Source organism: Nocardia iowensis, from assembly GCF_019222765.1.
Classification (GTDB): Bacteria; Actinomycetota; Actinomycetes; order Mycobacteriales; family Mycobacteriaceae; genus Nocardia; species Nocardia iowensis.
The window spans coordinates 6,940,899-6,961,022 of the sequence record NZ_CP078145.1 but is presented as its reverse complement, the minus strand read 5'-3'; the positions used below and the strand labels follow the sequence as shown (position 1 = coordinate 6,961,022).

The following is a 20,124-nucleotide window of genomic DNA, read 5'->3' as shown; positions in this document are numbered from 1 at the left end:
CTGACGACCAGCACACTCGGATATATCGCAGCTGACGAGCGCCCGGCCGGTACCGGCCGGGTGCTCGTGTCGTCTTGCTCAGTCCGCCTGGATCTCGCTGCGGTCGCCGCTCCACAGCGTGTGGTACTTGCCCGGCATATCGATGCGCTCGTAGGTGTGCGCACCGAAGTAGTCGCGCTGAGCCTGGGTGAGGGCCGCGGGGAGGCGCTTGGCGCGCAGGCCGTCATAGTAGGCCAGCGAGGACGCGAAGGCCGGGACCGGAATACCGAGTTGGACCGCGGCGGAGACCACCCGCCGCCAGCTGTCGATGGCGTTCTCGATGGCTTCCTGGAAGAACGGGTCGAGGATCAGGCTCGGCAGTTCGGGGTTGGCGTCGTAGGCGTCCTTGATGCGGTTGAGGAAGCGGGCGCGGATGATGCAACCACCGCGCCAGATGGTCGCGAGGTCGCCGGGGCGCAGGTCCCACCCGTATTCGGTGCTCGCGGCGGCGATCTGGTCGAAACCCTGGGCGTAGGCGACGACCTTGGACGCGTACAGCGCGCGCTCGATGTCCTTGGTGAACTGCTCGACATCGGTGGGCTTGTCGGCGAGGTGTCCCGAGGCGAGCCCGACAGCGGCGCGGCGCTGACCGGTCGATCCGGACAGCGCGCGAGCGAACACCGCCTCGGCGATGCCGGTCACCGGGACACCGAGGTCGAGCGCCGCCTTGACGGTCCAGCGGCCGGTGCCCTTCTGTTCGGCGGCGTCGAGGATGACGTCGACGAGCGGCGCGCCGGTCTTGGCGTCGGTCTGCTCCAGCACTTCGGCGGTGATCTCGACCAGGTAACTTTCCAGCTCGCCCCGGTTCCAGCCGGTGAATACGTCGGCGATCTGCTTGGCGTCGAAGCCGAGCGCGTCGCGGAACAGGTGGTACGCCTCGCCGATGAGCTGCATGTCGGCGTACTCGATGCCGTTGTGCACCATCTTCACGAAGTGACCCGAGCCGTCCGGCCCGATGTGCGTGCAGCACGGCGTCCCGTCGACCTGCGCGGCAATCGACTCCAGCAGCGGGCCGAGCACCTCATAGGATTCCTTCGGCCCGCCGGGCATGATCGCCGGACCGTTCAGTGCACCCTCTTCGCCGCCGGAGATGCCCGCGCCGACGAAGTGCAGGCCGCGTTCGCGCAGCGACTTCTCGCGGCGGATGGTGTCGGTGAACAGGGCGTTGCCACCGTCGATGATGATGTCGCCCTCGTCCATCGCGGCGGCCAGTTCCTCGATCACCGCATCGGTCGGATCGCCCGCCTTGACCATGATCAGCACCCGGCGCGGCTTCTGCAGCGCACCGACGAACTCCTCGATCGTTTCGGTGCGGACGAAATCGCCGTCGTCACCGTGCGCCGCGAGCAGCGCGTCGGTCTTGGCGATGCTGCGGTTGTGCAGTGCGACGGTATGTCCGTGCCGGGCGAAGTTGCGCGCGATATTGCTCCCCATCACTGCGAGGCCGGTGACCCCGATGTGGGCGCGTGCGTTCGATCCCGCCGATGACGTCATGCTGAAGGGCCTTTCACTCGGCGCGGACCCGGCCGCGCTCCACCGACTGTCGACAATCGAGCGCACAGCTGACCGCTCGAGCAAGCGAATGCACACCGAAGCCGCAGGTCGGGCCGGTCCGGTGGTTCCGCCTGTGCCGCAAGAGAACCTGTCGTCCAACCTACATGGGTGCCGTTTCGGCCCGGTCGGGTCGGCCTCGGTTCGGCGAACTCGGCGTTCGCGCAGGTCACGGTCGCACGGTGGGTGCAGGGGTCTTGGCATACGATCAGCCGGTGCCTCTACGTCGCTGGATAGTTGCGTTGACTGTGTTCACGACCGTTGCGATGCTCGCGGGCTGCGGCGGAGAGCGGACGTCGACCGCCGCCCCGGTCAAGGTCGGTGTGCTGGTCATCACGATGTTCGACCCGGAGGTCGAGCCGTGGCTCGAACGTGAGTCGCTGCCGATCACTGTGGAGTTGCCCACCGCCTATAAGCCGGTGCACTGCAACGCCGATGGTCTGTGTGTCGCCGAGACCGGCCAGGGCAAGACCAACGCGGCCGCCACCATGATGGCGGTGCTGGACAGCCCGAAATTCGATTTCACGAATGCCTACTTCCTGACCGTCGGCACCGCAGGCGCGCCGCCGGATCAGGTCACCCTCGGCTCCGCGACGTGGGCGCGCTGGGTCGTCGACTTCGACCTCGGCAATCATCTCGTCCCGGCCGAGGCGCCGAGCCTGCCCTACGGCTACCGCCCCGTCGAGAACTACAACACCGCCGCCTACCATCTGAACGAGGCGCTGGTCGATACCGCCTTCGGCTTGACCGAGCACGCCACCCTGGCCGACAGCCCCGCGGCCGCCGCCGAACGCGCCCAGTTCCCCGGACAGGCCGATCGCAAGCCCTCGGTTGCCAAGTGCGACACCATGACCGGCGACGACTGGTTCTCCGGCAAGGAACTCTCCGACACCGCCCGCCACATCATGGGCGTCCGCACCAACGGTCATGGCGTCTACTGCACCACGCAGATGGAAGACAACGCCACCGCCGCAGTCCTGGACCGGCACGGCTACCTCGACCGCTATCTGTCCCTGCGCACGGTAAGCAATTTCGACCAGCCCTACCCGGGCCAGAGCGTGCTCGACCACCTCGAACAGCAGTCGGCGGGGTTCCCCCTCTCCCTCGACAACGGTTACACGCTCGGCCGCACAGTCGTCGACTATTTCTTGAAGAACCCGTACCGGCCCGCGCGCTGACCGACGAGCATCGAGGTCCGACTGCGACTTTCGCATAGTAGGTTGCGATGTCAGCTGTGCGGCATCCTGGAGTCGTGCGATTCGAGATGCGCGATCCCGGTCCGGCGCTTGCGCGGTTCATCGCTTATTTCTGGGCGCTGCATGATGTTCCGGTCCATGCGGCGGGGCGGCTGGTACCGAGCGGCACGCTCGATCTGGTGGTCAACCTGCATGCGGACGTCGTGCGGATCAATGATCCGCACAGCGGTGTGTGCCATCGGTATTCCGGAACGGTGGCGGCCGGAGCCTACGGCCGGTACATCACGTTCGACAATCCCGCGCATACGTCGATCGTCGGCGTCCACTTCAAACCCGGTGGTGCGCTGCCGTTTCTGGGCGTTCCGCCGGGCGAGCTCGCCGATCGCCACGTCGATCTGGAGTTGCTGTGGGGCCGTCGTCCGGCGACCGAGTTACGTGAGCGTTTGTGCGCGGCTACCACGTCGATGGAGCGCTTCACCGTCCTGGAATCCACCCTGCGATCGCGCTTACCGGCCCACGTTCCGGGACACCCCGTATTGCCTTTCGCCCTCGAACAGCTCGCTCGGCCGGGGAGCACCGTCGGCGCGGTCGCGGCGAGCGTCGAACTCAGCCGCCGCCGGTTCATCCAGGTATTCACCCGCGAAGTCGGGATGACGCCGAAGCAGCTGAGCCGGGTATTGCGATTCCAGCGCGCCAGTGAACTCGCGCGGCGTGCCGAGGCACCGGACTGGGGACAACTGGCGCTGGCCTGTGGCTACTTCGATCAATCACATCTGATCAACGAGGTTCGCGAGTTCACCGGGACGACGCCGGTGGGGTTGATTCGCGCGACAGAACAGTTCGAGGATCTGCATCTTCTCGGTTCGGTGGGGTCACATTTCTCCAAGACCGCCGCCGGTGCGCGCCAATAACGTTGGCGCACGCACAAGTTGCTTCCTCCCGGCGGGCGGCGGCGAAACGGAGACATGATGATCGAACAGAAGTCGATGGCGCGACCGACCGGTGCATTGCTGGCCTGCGGTGTCCTGGCAGGTCCGCTGTATATCGCGGTAACCGCGGTCCAGGCGTTGACCCGGGCCGGATTCGACCTGTCACAACACCGCTACAACCTTTTGACAACCGGGGACCTCGGCTGGATCCATCGAACCAACATGGTGGTGACCGGGGTGTTGATGGTGCTGTTTGCCGTCGGCGTCGGCCGGATGCTGCGGCAGGGCCGGGGTGCGCGTTGGGCCCCGCGGCTGCTCGGACTGTTCGGGCTGGCCTACCTCGTCGGTGGCTTGTTTCCCGCGGACGCGGTGATCGGCTTCCCGCTCGGCACGCTGACGGAGTCGACGACCTGGCACGGGATCGTCAACGCGGCCTCACGTGGGGTCAGCTCCCTCCTGCTCATCGCGGCGAGCTTGCTGATCGCGAGGTGGTTCACCAGCCGAGGGCGCCGGAACTGGACCTGGTTTTCCTGGGCAGCCGTTCCGATGTCGTTGGGCGCCTTTGCCCTCCTCGTGGTCGTCGGAGCCGATACGTCCACGACGTATGTGGCCTTCCTGGTTCCTGGCATCCTGATGTGGGTCTGGGTCACCGCGGTGGCGGCATATCTGTACCGACTCGGGGAGCAGCAGACCGCTGTTGCGGGCCCGGTGCGGCAGGGGGTTCCGGCCTGAGCGATGACGTAGCGGGCTGTCCCGCTGTCGTGGGTTCGGAGAACGTTCGCCTGGTGGGCGGGTGTGCTCCGGACCCTATTGTGAGGTGTGCGTGACCGCCTTGCTCGGGAAATTAAGTTAGGCTAACCTCATGTTTTGCGCTCGCGGAGTGCACGTCGACCCGATCGGTCGATGGATTTCCATGGAACGCAAGGGATGTCACGCAATGCGGAAGATCGGCGCGGCCGGATGAACCGGGCCGCTCATCTGGAACGGATCGCCGAGGTGCTCGACGGGGCGGCGGGCGGGGCCAAGGTGCCGTACCCGATCGGGCTGCGCGAGGTGACCGTGCGGGACGCGCGCATGGTCGGCGCCGGATTGCGGCGATTGACCTTCACGGGGCCCGGACTGGCGGGATTCGAGAGTCACGCGCCCACCGAGCACGTCCGGCTGATCTATCCCGATCCCGACGGCACGCTGCGCCTGCCCGAGCAGGTCGATCTGGCCCTGAAATGGCCGCGCCCGCTGCCGATTTCGCGGGAATACACAGTGCGCCGCTACGATCCGGTCGCCGGTGAGCTCGACATCGATTTCGCCCTCCACCCAGGCGGACATGCGGCGGGCTGGGCCGCGGCCGCGACGCCGGGGACGAGCGTGTACATCGCGGGGCCGCCCGGCGGACTGGTGGTGCCGTTCACCTACGACCGGTACCTGTTGGCTGGAGACATCACCGCACTGCCCGCGATCGCCCGCTGGTTGGAGGAACTGCCCGCTACAGCGGCCGGGTGGGCGTTCATCGAGGTGGTGGACGCCACCGAGGAAATCGACCTGGTCGCCCCGGTGGGCGTCGAAGTGCGCTGGCTGCACCGGGGGAGCGTGGCGCCGGGCGCCTCGGATCTGCTCGAGCGCGCCATCCGCGCGGTATCGATTCCCGAGGGCGAGCGGGTGTACGCCTGGATCGCCGCCGAAGCGGGGGTGGTGCGCCCGCTGCGGCGCTGGGTGCGCGAGGTGTTGCGCGCCGAGCCCGGTGACGCCGAGGTGACGGCCTACTGGAAGCGCGGGCACGCGGACTTCGACGAAGACCACGAGGCCGTCGCCGACTAGTGGTGCAGACGACTCCGGCATAACCGCCTGCCTCCGAGTTGCTCGGGCGGCAGGCGTTGAACGTAGGTGGCTCGAGATTGAGGAATGGGTTGTGACGGTGAATCCGGTGGTGGACGGACGCGCTGAGTTGGCGCTGACCGGAGCGCAGCTCGGCATCTGGAACGCACAGCGGCTCGACCCCGAGTCATTGAGCTACCTGGTCGGCGAGGTGCTGGAGATCGCGGGCCCGCAACCCATCGATATCGGCCTGCTGGACACCGCGATTCGGCGCACGATCGCCGAAGCCGACACCATGCGACTGCGTTTCGTCGACGGGCCGGACGGTCCGCGGCAGCGGATCACCGACGCCGAGCCGGAACTGCGCCCCGTGGTCGATCTGCGTGGCGAAGCCGATCCGACGGCCGCCGCACACCGATTCGTCGAGGCGGAACGGCAGCGGGCCGCGGAATACTGCCGGGGGATGGTCGACCGCCAGCTGTACACCTACACCCTGGTGCGGCTGTCCGATCACGAGGTGTGGTGTGTGCAGCTGTACCACCACCTGATCATCGACGGATACAGCGCGGCCATGGTCTCGCGCCGAGTCGCCGCCCACTACACCGCGCTGGTGCGCGGCACCGAGGTCGCACCCGTGCGGTGGGGATCGGTCACCACCCTGGTCGCCGAGGACGCGGCATATCTCGCGGGTCCAGACGTCGAGCGGGACCGCGCGTACTGGCGCGACCTGCTGACTCCGCTGCCGTCGCTGGACGGCCGGGGCAGCCAGCCGGACGGGCCTGCCGAACAGACGAATCAGGCGCGCGCCGTGCTCGACGCCGAGTTCATGAAGCGGGTCGGCGCGGTGGCCGAGGCATCCGGCACCACCTGGGCCGACGTCCTGGTCGGCTGCTATGCCGGATTCGTGCACCGGCTGCTCGGTGAGACCGACGTGGTGATCGCCCTACCGGTGATGGCTCGCGTCGGCCGCACCGCCCTGACCACACCGTCCATGGCGGTCAACGTACTGCCGCTGCGGCTGTCGGTGTGCAGCCACGACCGTCTCGGCGAACTGAGCAAGCGGGTCGCGGACGCACTGCGCGGACTGCGCGCGCATCAGCGCTACCGCGGCGAGAACCTGGCCCGCGAGTTCGGCGGCGCGCAGACCGGCGCGCTGTTGCACGGCATCGGGATCAACCTGAAGGCATTCGACGTCGCCCTCGACTTCGCCGGTGCCGTAGGCACTTTGCGCAATGTGGCGGGCGGCCCGCCGGAAGATCTCGGACTGACCGTCACGCCGCTGTCCGGTGGCCGGATCCAACTGGGCTTCGAGGTCGACGCCCGCTCGATCAGCGCCGACGTCGTACAGCGGCGGATGACCGCACTGGTCCGGATGATCACCGAACTCACCGACGGCCTGGACCGGCCGATCGGCCGCGTCGCGCCGTATCCGCCCGAAGACGGTGCGCGCGTCCTGGCCGAGCGGGCGAGCGGGCAACTGCCCGGTGCACCTGAGGACCTGTCCGCGGCACTGGACCGCCTCGCCGTCGAGCACCCGGATCGCGTCGTCCTGGTCTGCGGCACAACCCGACTCACGGCTGCCGGCCTCGCCGGACGCGTGCATCGGCTGGCCCGCTACCTGCGCGGCAAGGGCGTCGGACCGGATGACATCGTCGGCATCGCGCTGCCGCGTACCGCCGAGATCGTGGTGGCGATGCTCGCGGTCCACCATGCCGGGGCCGCGCACCTGGTGCTCGATCCGGAGCACCCGATCGAGCGGCTGCGCGACATCATCGATGACGCGGCACCGGTGCAGGTGCTCGCGGACGACGCCTTGGTCGAGGTGCTGTCCGGCGGTGCCCGCCCGACCCCGATTCGATTGCTGGACAGCGCTGTTCAAGCGCTGATCGGCGAAGAAGCCGACGGTCCGTTGACGGAGGCGGAATTGGCCGCCCCGCGCGCCGCCGAGCACTTGGCGTACGTGGTGTACACCTCGGGCTCCACCGGACGACCCAAGGGCGTGCTGGTTCGGTCCGGTGGCGCCGCGCATCTGCTGCACCATCACCGCTCGACCATCTATGCCGAGGCCGCGGACCGCGTCGGCGGCAGGCAGCTGCACACGGCGCATACCGCGTCCTTCGCGTTCGACGCCGCCCTCGACCAGCTGCTGTGGTTGCTGTGCGGACACCGCGTGCACCTCTACGACGCCGAGCTGCAACGCGACGCCGCAGCGCAGGTGGCCGCGTTCGCCGCCGACCGGATCGACGTGGTCGACACCACCCCGTCGATGGCCGCGGCGCTGATCGACAACGGCATGCTCGGCGCCCGACATCGCCCGCAACTGCTGCTCATCGGCGGCGAAGCGGCCTCGCCCGCGCTGTGGGAGACGATCGTCGGCTCGGGTGTGCCCGCGCGAAACATGTACGGCCCCACCGAAGCAACCGTCGACGCGCTCAGTGCGCCGGTGGCGGGCGCGGTGCCGCACGTCGGCGGTCCCTTGGCCGGAACACGGACTTACCTGCTCGACAGCGCACTGCAACCGGTCCCCGACGGTGAAGTCGGCGAGTTGTACCTCGCCGGAACGCAATTGGCTCGCGGCTATCTCGGGCGACCGGTGGTGACGGCCGAGCGGTTCGTCGCCGATCCGTTCGGCGCTCCCGGTGATCGGATGTACCGCACCGGCGACCGGGCCAGGTGGGCGGCGGGACGCGGCTACGAATTCCTCGGCCGCGGCGACAATCAGGTGAAGATCCGCGGTCACCGGGTCGAGTTGGGTGAGGTCGAGGCCATCCTGGGCGCGCTGCCCGGCGTGGCCGCGGCGGCCGCGGTCATCCGGAGTACTTCCGGCCTCACACAACTCATCGGCTACCTCGTTCCCGCATCGGGGCAGCGGCTCGACGCGTCCGACGAACTGCGCCACCAGCTGGCCAAAACCGTTCCCGATCACCTGGTTCCGTCGGCAATCGTGGTGCTCGACGCACTGCCGACCACCGTCAACGGCAAACTTGATCGAGCGGCATTGCCCGCACCACAGGTGGTTTCGACCGGTCGTGCGGCGCGCACCGATCGGGAGAAGGCGCTGTGCGCCGTGGTCGCCGAGGCGCTGGGCCGACCGCCGGTGAGTGTCGACGACGATTTCTTCGGTCTCGGCGGCGACAGCATCACCGCGATCAGCGTCAGCAGCCGATTGCGTGCGCACGGGCTGCTGATCCAACCGAAAGCGCTACTCGCCCAGCGTGATCTCGCGACCATCGCCGCCACCGCCGAGCGGATCGATGACGAGCCGAGCGTGGCAGCGGCCGACGAGGCGACCGGCGTCGTCCCGTTGCCGCCGATCGTGCGTGCGCTGCTCGGCGCCAACCCGAGCCCGGCCGCGATCAGCGGGTACGCCCAGTGGACCGCGATCGGCCTGCACGAACCGCTCGCCTTCGACGACCTCGTCTCGGGTGTGCAGACCATACTCGATCGCCATGATGCGCTGCGCTCCGTGCTCGATACGCGGACCGCGGAGCCGACGCTGACCATTGGCGCGCCTGGCTCGCTCAGCGCGGCAGATCTGATCATCGAGACCACCACCACGGGCAACGGAATTCCCGCGCTGGCAGCGGATCTCGCCGAGCAGCTCGACCCGGCTGCCGGTCGCTGCCTGCGCGTCGCGTTGGTGCGGACCCCGCAGGGTGCCCCGGACCAGTTGATCCTGGTGGCCAATCACCTTGTTGTCGACGGGGTTTCGTGGCGGATATTGGTGCCCGAACTGCATGAGGCCTGCCAGGCCGCGCGTGAACGGCGGCCGATCCGGTTGGCGTCCAAGAGTAGTTCCTGGCGGCGGTACGCCACATTGCTTGCCGAGCAAGGCGCGGCGGGCACTCGAGCATCGGAACTGGACCACTGGCAGGCGGCGCTCGGCCATGGCCCGGTCGCACCGCTCGGTGCCCGTGCTCTGGATCCGGCCCGCGATCGTGCCGAAAGTGCCGCGCGCACCAGAACTTTCGCCCCTGCGGCGATCACCGAAGCCATGCTCACCACGCTGCCCGCGGCCTACCGGGCGCGTACCGACGAGGTGCTGCTCGCCGCGTTGATGCTGGCGGTGAACTCGTGGCGGCACAGCCGCGGCGAGGCATTGGAAGCAGGCCGCCCGGTCACTGTCGAGGGGCACGGCCGCGACGCACTGGCCGCGGATACCGACTTCGCGGGCACGGTCGGCTGGTTCACCAGCGAATATCCGGTCTGGGCTCCGGCAACAGGGATCGACACCGCGGCCGGGTTGGCCGAAGCACTCGCGGGCGGACCCGCCGCGGGACGGCTGCTGCGGGCGGTGAAGGAGGCCAAGCGCGCGGTGCCCGGCGGCGGCGTCGGGTTCGGCGTGCTGCGCCACCTGGACCACCGGACCGAACCGGCGCTCGCTGACAAAGCCGCGCCCGAGCTGCTGCTCAACTATCTCGGTCGCTTCACCGCGTCGCCCGGCACCGGTTGGCAACTGCCGGAGCAGGACCCGTTCTCGGTGTTCGAGCCGAAGACGAAGGCGATGTCAGAGGTACTGGCGCTCAACGCCTTCATCCACGAGCAGGGCACGCCGAGCCTCGCGGTGGAATGGACCGCGGCGGGGGAGGTGCTCGGCGCCGCCGAGGTGGCCGAGCTGCAACAGCATTGGGAACTCGCGCTGGAAGCCTTCGCCGCGCACGCGGTGCTGTCCGATGGCGGCCTCACCCCCGCCGATTGCCCCGATGTCCCGGCCACGCAGGACGGGATCGATGAATTGGAGGCGGTGCACGGACCTCTCGCCGCCCTCCTGCCGCTGTCGCCACTGCAAGAGGGTCTGCTGTTCCACGCGATCCGAGACGGTGCGGCCGACGTTTACACGCTTACGGCGCGCATCGACCTGTCCGGCCCGCTCGATGCACAGCGGCTGATGACAGCTTTCGACGGTGTGGTGGCCCGACATCCCAATCTCGGTGCGGCATTCCACTATGCGGCCTTGGATCGACCGGTCCAGGCCATTCCCAGGTCGGTGCGGATTCCGTGGCGGCAGGTGGATCTGTCCGCACTGCCCGCCAGGACTGCGGTGGCGGCGGCCGATCGGCTCGAAATCGAAGCCGCCGAGCATCACTTCGTCATCGATCGGTCGCCGCTGCTGCGCGCCTTGCTGATTCACCTGCCGGGCGCGGAACACCGGCTGGTGCTCAACGCCCATCACCTGCTGACCGACGGCTGGTCCACGCCGATCGTGCTGCGTGAACTGCTTGCCCTCTATCACGACGACCACTCCGGGCTGGCCGCTCCGCCCGCTTACGGCGACTACCTCGCGTGGCTCGCCGGGCGCGACCAAGACGCGGTGCGCGACGCCTGGGCGGCGCGGCTAGCCGGACTCGCCGCGCCCAGCCTGGTGCGCGAATCGACAGGCGCGCAAAACTTTCAGCTGCGCCCGGTGCCGCTGTCGGAGGCGCACAGCGCCGAACTCGCCGCGCTCGGCCGCCGGCGCGGTCTGACGCTGAACACCCTGGTGCAGGGCACCTGGGCGGTGGTGCTCGCCGGACTAATCGGGCGCGCGGATGTGGTGTTCGGCGCGACGGTGTCCGGCCGTCCCGCCGAACTGCCCGGTGTCGAGGCCATGGTGGGCTTGTTCACCAACACCATTCCGGTCCGGTGCACCATCGCGCCGGACCGGCCGCTGCTCGACCAGTTCGCCGAATTGCAGGAAACGCAGTTCGCCATGCAGGAATTCGAGCAGGCCAGTTTGGCCGAGATCGAACGTGCCGCCGGGCTCGGCCAACTCTTCGACACCCTGGTCGTCTTCGAGAATTTTCCGAATTCCGGTGCCCAGCAGCCGGAATCGCACGAGCTGCGCATTTCCGCGTTCCACAACCACGGCCTCACGCACTACCCGGTCACGCTGCTCGCGCCGCCCGGTGACCGGCTGGAGCTGGTGATCTACCACGATCGTGCCGCCGTCGCGGAACCGACGGTCGCCCGGATCATCGATCGGCTGGCACAGATTCTGCGGGCGCTGGTCGACGCCGAGGACACGCCCGCGGGCGAACTGGTGGACATGTCCGGATGGGTGGAGCCGGGCGACACCACGCCTGCCCGGCTGGAGCTCGCGCCGCAAGCGCCGGTACTCGACGCCGTGGAAACCGCGGATCGCGCTGTGCTGGTATCGGTTCGGGAATGCGTCGCCGGGGTGCTCGAGGTTGCCGAAGTCGATGCCGACGACGATTTCTTCGCACTCGGCGGGCATTCGCTGACCGCCATGCGTTTGGTGGGCAGGTTGCGCCGGGCCGGTCTTCGCATCGTGATCACCGACGTGTTCGACGCTCCGACCGCGCGCGGACTTGCGATGCGTGCGCAGATCGATCAGCAGCGATTCGCTGCTCGGCACACCTCGACGGATGAATCCGAGACGCATAGCGACGCAACGGTATCCGGCTCGCTGATCGCGGAACCGGGCATCCTGCCGAGCGGTGGTCCGGCAACGGAAGCGTTGCTGTCCCCAGGGCAGGAACGCCTGTGGTTCCTACATCGACTGGAAGGACCGGCCACTACCTACGACGTTCCGAGGGTTGTGCGAGTGCGCGGCCGACTCGACGCCGACGCACTCGCCGCGGCGTGGCGCGATGTGCTGATCCGGCACCCCGTGCTTCGCACCACGTATCCACCGGATGCCGCCGGATCGGCGACCATCCAGCTGCTCGACGCCGATCAGGCTTCCGGCCTCGACGTACGTCCGGTGGGCGGCGAAGGCGCGGACGCCGCGATCGCGGCCTGCCTGGCCGAGCCGGTGGACATCACCACCGCCGCCCCCGCACGGGCGACCCTGCTCGCGGTGGCGCCCGACGAGCACATCCTGGTGATCGTCGTGCACCACATCGCCTTCGACGCGGCCTCGCTTCGCCCGCTGTTCGGTGATCTCGACATCGCCTACCGGGCCCGTCTGGCCGGGCATGCGCCGCAATGGGATTCGGCCATCGGCGCCGACTACCGCAGCTACGCGGCACGCGAACGCCGCAGGCAGGACGAGTACGCCTACGCCGAACAGTTGGCGTACTGGCGGGAGAAGCTCGCGGGATTGCCGGTGGAATTGGACCTGCCGTTCGATCGCGCGCGTCCGGTTCGGGCCGCCTATCGCGGATTCACCGTCACCAGGCCGCTTTCCGACGAACTGCGTTCGGGAATCACCGAGCTGTGCGCTGAGCACGGCGTCAGCCCACTGATGGTGCTGCAGGCCGCGGTTGCCGCGACCTGGTCGGCCTTCGGCGCGGGCCGCGATATCCCCTTGGGCACCAATCTCTCGCACCGAGACAGCGTGCTCGACGACGACGGCACCACCGAATTCGCCGACACCATCGGCTATTTCGTCAATGCCCTGGTCGTGCGCTGTGACCTGACCGGGCGGCCGACCTTCGCGGAGCTGCTGCACCGGGTGCGTGACGCCTCGCTCGACGCACTCGCGCACCAGGACGTGCCGTTCGAGCGGATCGTCGACGCCGTGGCGCCGCCGCGTTCGCTGGCCAAGCATCCGTTGTTCCAGACCATGGTCGCCTACGAACCCGCGCCGAACATCCCGAGCCTGGGTGGGCTCACGGTCGAGCCGTCGGCGCCGGCCGCCACCACCGCGCGGTTCGACGCGGCGGTATGGCTGGCCGACGCGGGGGAACATCGTTCGCCGTTCCTCCGGCTGGTGGCCGACGCCGAGCTGTTCGACCCCGGCACCGCCGACGCCCTCCTCGACGGACTGCTCGCCGTGCTCGACCGCGCGGTGCGCAACCCGGCGGCAGGCATCTTCGATTCGGCACTGGGCCAACCGCATCCGGCGCTCGATCCGGACCGGCGCGCCAGCACCCCGCCGGGTGTTGCCGTGCGCTTTGCCGAGCAGGTGCGCCAGCGCCCCGAGGCGGTCGCGTTGATCAGCGACGGGCGATCGGTGACCTATGCCGAACTCGCCGCCAGGAGCGAGGAGCTGGCCGCTCGGCTGCTCGCCGCCGGGGCGGGTCCGGAGCAGGTGGTCGGGGTCGCGCTCGCGCGCTCCGCCGATCTGGTCGCCGGATTGCTGGCCGTGCTGCGCGTCGGTGCCGCCTATCTGCCGCTGGATGTCGACTATCCGGCCGATCGGCTGGCGTACATGCTCGACGACGCGACACCCGTGTGCATCCTGACCAGCTCCGATCTCGCCGACCGGCTACCGGTGGACCAGCGGGCGCTGGTCCTGACCGATGCCGGGACCCGTCCGGATACACCAGCGGTACCGGCTCCGCGTCCGGCGGGTCCGCAGCTGGCGTACGTGATCCACACTTCCGGATCCACCGGTCGGCCCAAGGGCGTGATGGTCACCGCGGCCAATCTCGCCGCGTTCGCCGAGACGGTGGGTGGCGAACGGTGGATCGGCCCCGGTGACCGCATCGTCGCGGTGACGACGGTGTCCTTCGACATCGCCGTGCTCGAGCTGCTGCTGCCGCTGACCGTCGGCGCGACCGTGGTGCTCGCCGACCGGGCGACCGTGCGCGACCCGGATGCGTTGCACGCCTTGATCGCCGACAGTGCCGCGACGGTCGTGCAGGCGACCCCTTCGCTGTGGCGGGTGCTGGTCGAGCACGAGGACGCGGGTCGGCTCGGCACGGTCCGCGCGCTGGTCGGCGGTGAGGCATTGCCCGCGGATCTGGCGACCGACCTGGTCGCGCATTGCCAGTCGGTGCGAAATGTATACGGGCCCACCGAGGCAACGGTTTGGGCGACCGCCGCGGATCTGCGCTCAGGTGACCCGGTCACCATCGGGACGCCGTGGGTCGATGTGCACGCGAGGGTGCTCGACGAACATCTGCGTGCGGTGCCGGACGGCGTCGCGGGCGAACTGTATCTCGGTGGCGCCCAAGTGGTTCGCGGATATCTGGGCAAACCCGCGCTGACCGCGGCGCGATTCGTGCCGGATCCGTGGCTGCCGGGTAAGCGGTTGTACCGTACCGGCGATCTGGTCCGCTTCCGGGCCGGTCGGCTGGAGTACCTGCGCCGGATCGATGATCAGGTAAAGGTGCGCGGCTTCCGGATCGAACTCGGCGAGGTCGAATCCGCGCTGCGCGCGAGCACCGGGGTGGCCAGGGCCGCTGCCGCGGTGCGGGCGGACGGTGCGGGCACCGGTCGGCTGTTCGGCTACGTTGTCGCCGAGCCGGGAGCTCAGCTCGATCCGGCCGCGGTGCGGGCCGACGCCGCTTCGGTACTTCCCGAATACATGGTGCCGCAAGCGATCACGCTGCTCGACGCGCTGCCGCTGACCCTGAACGGCAAAGTGGATCGGGCGGCGCTGCCCGAGCCCGCCCGCCCCAAGGCCGCCCGCCGCGCGCCGCGCACTCCGGCCGAGCGCACCCTGTGCGCTTTGGCGGGCGAGGTGCTCGGCATCCCGGCACCGGGGCCCGACGATGCCTTCTTCGCGCTCGGCGGCGACAGCATCAGGTCGGTGCGGCTGGTGACCGCGGCACGGCGGCACGGCCTGGTGCTCACCGTCGGTGACGTGTTCGAACACCCGACCCTCGGCGAGCTGGCCGCGGCCGCGACGCCGGTGCCGATCGTGGCGCCAGAAGGCACCGCAGACCTGGTCGCGCTGGACAGCGACCAGCGAAAGCGCCTGGACGCACTGTGCCCGGGATGGCAGGAAGTCCTGCCGCTCGGACCGCTACAGGAGGGCATGTACTTTCAGTCCGTTGTCGACCGTGCCAGCGGGCCGGACGCCTACCACATGCAGGTCGGCTTCTCGTTCGCGCCGGAAAGCGCGCCGCGGCTCGAGCTTTTGCGCGCGGCCATGGACGCGGTGCTGCGCCGACATTCGAATCTGCGTGCCGGGTTCACCCATGCCGGATTCGCGGCACCGGTTCAGTTCATCCCCGCGACATGGGAAACACCTTGCCGCGAGGTCGATCTCACCGCGACACCGACCGCGGAAATCGACTCGATGGTCGCCGCACTCGCGAACGACGAGTACCGCACCGCCTTTGATTTCGCCGCGCCGCCACTGATTCGGCTGCTGCTGGTCCGGTTGCCGGGCGGCGCGAGTCGCGCGATATTCACGCTGCACCATCTGCTCATCGACGGCTGGTCGATTTCGTTGCTGTTCACCGAGCTGTTCACGCTCTTCGAGCACGCCGAGGGCAGCACCGACGCCGAGCTGGACGCGGTGCTCGCACCCGCCGCCGACTTCCGCGACCAGCTGCGCTGGCTGGCCGGACTCGACCATGGCGCGTCCGAAAAGGCTTGGCGCGCATACCTGGCCGACCTCGCCCAGCCCACCCTGCTCGGCTCCGGCGGTGTGGCGCAATCGCCGCTGCCGATGCGCAGTCTGGTCGAGCTCACGCCGGATACCTCCGCCGCGCTGCGGGCGCTGGCCGGGCACAGCCGGGTCACGCTGTCCACCGTGGTGTCCACCGCGTGGGGGCTGGCGCTGCGGGCGAGCACCGGGCTGGACGACGTGGTGTTCGGCTCGACCGTGTCGGGTCGCTCGCCGGAGGTGCCGGGTTGGGAGCGAATGATCGGGCTGGTGCTCAACACCGTCCCGGTCCGCGTCCGGGTTCGCCCGGGGGAGTCGTTGCTCGATCTGCTCCGGCGGCTGCTGAAAGAGCAGGGCGGTCTCGTCGCGCACCAACAGCTCGGATTGGGCCGCATCCAGCGCGCGGGCGGCCATCCGACGCTGTTCGACACCCTCTACGTGTTCCGCAATCTGCCGCGAAGTGCCGCTACCGCAGACGTTTTCGCACGCAACGGTGTCGTGTCGCGTGAGGCGGTCGACAGCACGCACTACGCGTTGACTCTCGATGTCGACCCGGGTGTCGCGGCCGATCCGCTGCGCATCGCGCTCGAGCATCGACCGGACCTGGTGCCGGACAACCGGGCTCGGGAGATCCTCGATCGTCTTGTCGAGATCCTGCACCTGTTCGCCACGCCGGACACCGTCGCCGGACGCACCGTGGTCGCCGATACCGTTGCGCCGGTGGCTGTTTCGCCGGAGTTCACGCCTGACCGGGTGCCGGTGCCGCTGCCCGGCCAGCCGGGCGGCAGCGTCGACGCGCTGCTGCGCGAACGGGCCGCCGCCACTCCGGACGCCTGTGCGCTGGTGTGCGGCTCGGTCGCGCTCACCGCGCGGGAGATGGACGCGCGCGTGGATCGGATGGCGCGGTTGCTCGCGAGCCGAGGGATGGGACCTGGCGATGTGGTCGCCCTGGCGTTGCCTCGGATCGCCGATCACGTGGTCGCGATCTTCGCCGTCATGCGCACCGGCGCGGCCTACCTGCCGCTCGACTTGACGCATCCACCGGCTCGGCTGCGCGATCTGCTCACCGACAGTGCCGCGGCGGCGCTGGTGAGCACCACCGTGCATCGGGACAGCGTGGTCGACGGCGACGGGCCGCGGGTGCAACTACTGCTCGACGAACCGGCGGTTGCCGCCGTGCTCGACGGCGCGGTCGCGCCGCCCGCCGTCCCCGACGCGGCAGTGGCCGGGCCGAGCAGCGCCGATCAACCGGCCTACGTCATCTACACCTCGGGCTCGACCGGCCGACCGAAGGGTGTTGTCGTCGGGCATCGCGGCTTGACCACGATGTACCACAACCACCTCGACGAGATCTTCGGCCCGACCGAGCGTTTCGCCGCGCGCGGACGGCTCCGCGTCGCGCACACGGTGTCCTTCTCCTTCGACATGTCCTGGGAGGAATTGTTCTGGCTGCTGGCCGGACACGAGGTGCACGTGATCGATGAGCGAGCCCGGCTGGAGCCCGCCGCCCTGGTCGAGCATTACCGCGAGGTCGGCATCGATGCGGTCAACGTGACTCCGTCCTATGCCCGCGAACTGATCGCCGCGGGCCTGCTGACGGGGTCGCACGTCCCGGCGCTGGTGCTGCTCGGCGGCGAAGCGGTGCCGCTCGATCTGTGGACATTGCTGCGGGAACACCCCGATGTGCTGGGTTACGACCTCTACGGTCCCACCGAATTCACCATCAACGCGCTGGGCTCACCCGCATCCGGCAGTCCAACACCGTGTTTGGGCAGGCCGGTGCGCAATGCCCATGCGCGCGTGCTCGATTCGGGGCTGGCGGAGGTGCCGGTCGGCGCCCAGGGTGAGCTGTACCTGTCCGGCGACGGCATCGCGATCGGCTACCGCGACCGGACCGGGCTGACCGCGGGCACCTTCGTCGCGGATCCGTTCTCGCCCGGCGGCGGCCGCATGTACCGCACCGGAGACCTGGTGCGCCGCAGGCCCGATGGCGAGCTGGAATATCTCGGCCGTGCCGATCATCAGGTCAAGGTGCGCGGTGTGCGTATCGAGCTGGCCGAGGTCGAAACCGCGCTCGCGTCGCTGCCCGGCGTGCGGCGGGCCGCCGCGAAGGTGACGACCGATTCGTCGGGAACCGCCCGGCTGGTCGGCTATGTGGTCCCCGAAACCGACTGGGTGCCAAGGGATCTACGTCCCGAGCTCCGTGCGCTGGTGCCCGCCGCACTGGTGCCCGCCGAGGTCGTCGTGATCGAGGCGATCCCGCTGACCCCGAACGGAAAGCTGGATCGCGCGGCACTGCCGGAACCGCAACGGCGGACGATCCGCCGGGCACCGCGCACGGCGCGCGAACGTGCCGTGTGCGCGGTGTTCGAGCAGGTGCTCGAACAGCCCGAGGTGGATGTCGAAGAGAGCTTCTTCGATCTCGGCGGGGACTCACTGCGCGCCATGCGGCTGCTCGGTGCGCTGGATCGCGCGTTCGGCGTCACGGTGCCGCTCGGCACGCTCACCGCACGGCCGACGGTCGCCGAACTGGCCGGGTACCTCGACAGCGCGGCCGCTGGTGTCGCCACCGATGGTGTTGCCGCCGAGGCGGACTCAACGCTGCTCGGCCGTGAGCATGTCGTGGTGCTGCGCGATGGTGGTGCCGACGCGCCGCTGTTCTGTGTGCACCCCGCCGGTGGATTCGCGTGGCAATTCCTGCCGCTGGCCGGTCGGCTGCGTGCCGATCGGCCGGTGATCGGATTGCAGCTGCCCTCGCTCGACGGCGGATCGTCCGCGCATTCGATCGACGAGTTGGCCGCGCGCTACGTCGACACGGTGCGCGCGCACCAGCCGACCGGGCCGTACCACCTGCTCGGATACTCCTTCGGCGGCAATGTCGTGCACGCCATGGCGGCGCGGTTGACCGCGGCCGGGGAGCACGTCGCCTACGCCGGACTGATCGATTCGGCCCCGCTCGATCGATCTGCGCATAACGGTGGAGCACCGGAGAACAGCGCGGCGCACGAGAGCACCGAGGAGATCGAGGCATTGGTCGCCGCGCTGCCGGAGGTCCGCGATCCCGAGCTCTCGGCGGCCCTGCGCGCAGGATACGCCGAATGCGTGAAATTGGCTGCGGTGTCGTCGGTTCCGGACTACTCCGGCCCGCTGACGCTCTTCACCGCCGACCAGCCGTACCCGGATGGCCCCGAATCGCCAGGGCGGGCACTGGCCGAGGGCTGGCGGCAGCTCGGCATCGACCTGGTGGTCCACCACCTCCACTTCGACCACGCCGGGCTCGTGACACCGGCCGGGTGGGCGCAGCTCGCCCCGCTGATCGATCGGGCACTCGGCATGGAAGTTCTTTCGACACAAGGAGATCGATGAAGTCAGCAAGAACGTCCGCTACCGCCGGACGAATGCGACGCGCCGTCGCGTTGCTCGGCGGCCTGTCCATGGCGCTGGCCCTCGTGGTGGGTTGCTCGTCGAACACCGACGGTGACGCCGGAGCGGACCACACCAGGACGATCACCACCGACCGCGGTCCGGTGAACGTGCCGCACGAGGCCAAGCGCATTGTGGTGCTCAGTGGCAGCCTGGCCGATTACCTCTACGCGCTGGACGCGCCGGTGGTGGCCACCGATACCCGCGTGATCGGGGTGACCAACCTCGACGGCGGGTTCCCGCCACAGTGGGCGGACAAGGCGAAGGCTCAGGGCAGCAAGCAATTGCCCGCGGGCGCGGAGCTGAACATCGAGGCTGTTGCCGATGCGAATCCGGATCTGATCATCGGCGGCGGCCAGGGCATTACCGCCGTGCAGGCCGGTGAGCTCTACGACAAGCTCACCGCGATCGCACCGACCGTGCTGGTACCGACCAAGGTGACCAGCTGGCAGGAACAGTTGCGCATGGTCGCCGACGCGTCGGGTCGCGCCGATCGGGTGCCCGCGTTGTTGAAGGCCTACGAAGACAAGGCCGCTCAGGTGAAGGGGTCGAGCAAGATACCGGCGGGCAAGGTGGTCTACGTGCTCTCGGTGGGCAACCGCGTGCCGTACCTGGTGCCGCAGTCCGCCGCGCTGCCCACCCAGCTGGCCGAATTGGGCTTCGTCGCCGACGACGTGCTGGCCAAGGCCGGGAACCCGCCGCTGTACGGCTCGGGGGATTCCTTCGAGGTGAGCCTCGAGATGATCGACCGGATCGCCGACGCACCGATGGCCTTCGTGATTCCGGTCGGCGGGCCAAGCGCCGCCGAACTGGCGCAGAACCCGCTGTACGCCCGCCTGCCCGCATTCCGGGACGGCAAGGTCTTCGAGCTGCCCGCGACCAGTTACCGGCCGGACTACCACGGCGCGCTGACGACGCTGGATGCCATCGCGAAAAAGTTCGGGTAGTC

General features: G+C 69.2%; 7 protein-coding genes. 6 read left to right on the top strand and 1 reads right to left on the bottom strand.

Translation table 11 applies throughout. From position 1 onward, the window contains the following. Positions 1–78 precede the first annotated feature (78 nt). The gene (gene gndA, locus KV110_RS32050; RefSeq protein ID WP_218470909.1) at positions 79–1,533 is read right to left on the bottom strand and encodes an NADP-dependent phosphogluconate dehydrogenase; all 1,455 of its coding nucleotides are present in this window, start codon (positions 1,531–1,533) and stop codon (positions 79–81) included. Between the two features lie 305 nt (positions 1,534–1,838). Here gndA and KV110_RS32045 point away from each other — a divergent pair, with 305 nt between their 5' ends. The 6 genes from KV110_RS32045 (at position 1,839) to KV110_RS32020 (ending at position 20,122) form a co-directional block, all read left to right on the top strand. After that, positions 1,839–2,768 (top strand): purine-nucleoside phosphorylase, encoded by a 930-nt coding sequence (locus KV110_RS32045; RefSeq protein ID WP_246634812.1) that lies wholly within the window; start codon positions 1,839–1,841, stop codon positions 2,766–2,768. Between the two features lie 74 nt (positions 2,769–2,842). Then, positions 2,843–3,697 (top strand): helix-turn-helix transcriptional regulator, encoded by an 855-nt coding sequence (locus tag KV110_RS32040; protein WP_218470907.1) that lies wholly within the window; start codon positions 2,843–2,845, stop codon positions 3,695–3,697. Between the two features lie 54 nt (positions 3,698–3,751). Further along, the gene (locus KV110_RS32035; protein WP_218470906.1) at positions 3,752–4,447 is read left to right on the top strand and encodes a DUF998 domain-containing protein; all 696 of its coding nucleotides are present in this window, start codon (positions 3,752–3,754) and stop codon (positions 4,445–4,447) included. Between the two features lie 195 nt (positions 4,448–4,642). Continuing rightward, positions 4,643–5,530 carry a siderophore-interacting protein gene (locus KV110_RS32030; RefSeq protein ID WP_343224133.1) on the top strand — a complete coding sequence of 296 codons (888 nt, stop codon included), beginning with the start codon at positions 4,643–4,645 and terminating at the stop codon, positions 5,528–5,530. A gap of 91 nt (positions 5,531–5,621) precedes the next feature. Next, complete coding sequence (locus tag KV110_RS32025) at positions 5,622–19,118, top strand: non-ribosomal peptide synthetase (RefSeq protein ID WP_218470905.1); 13,497 nt, start codon at positions 5,622–5,624, stop codon at positions 19,116–19,118. After that, positions 19,115–20,122 carry a Fe2+-enterobactin ABC transporter substrate-binding protein gene (locus KV110_RS32020; protein WP_218470904.1) on the top strand — a complete coding sequence of 336 codons (1,008 nt, stop codon included), beginning with the start codon at positions 19,115–19,117 and terminating at the stop codon, positions 20,120–20,122. The genes KV110_RS32025 and KV110_RS32020 overlap by 4 nt, the downstream gene beginning before the upstream one ends. Positions 20,123–20,124: the final 2 nt, after the last annotated feature.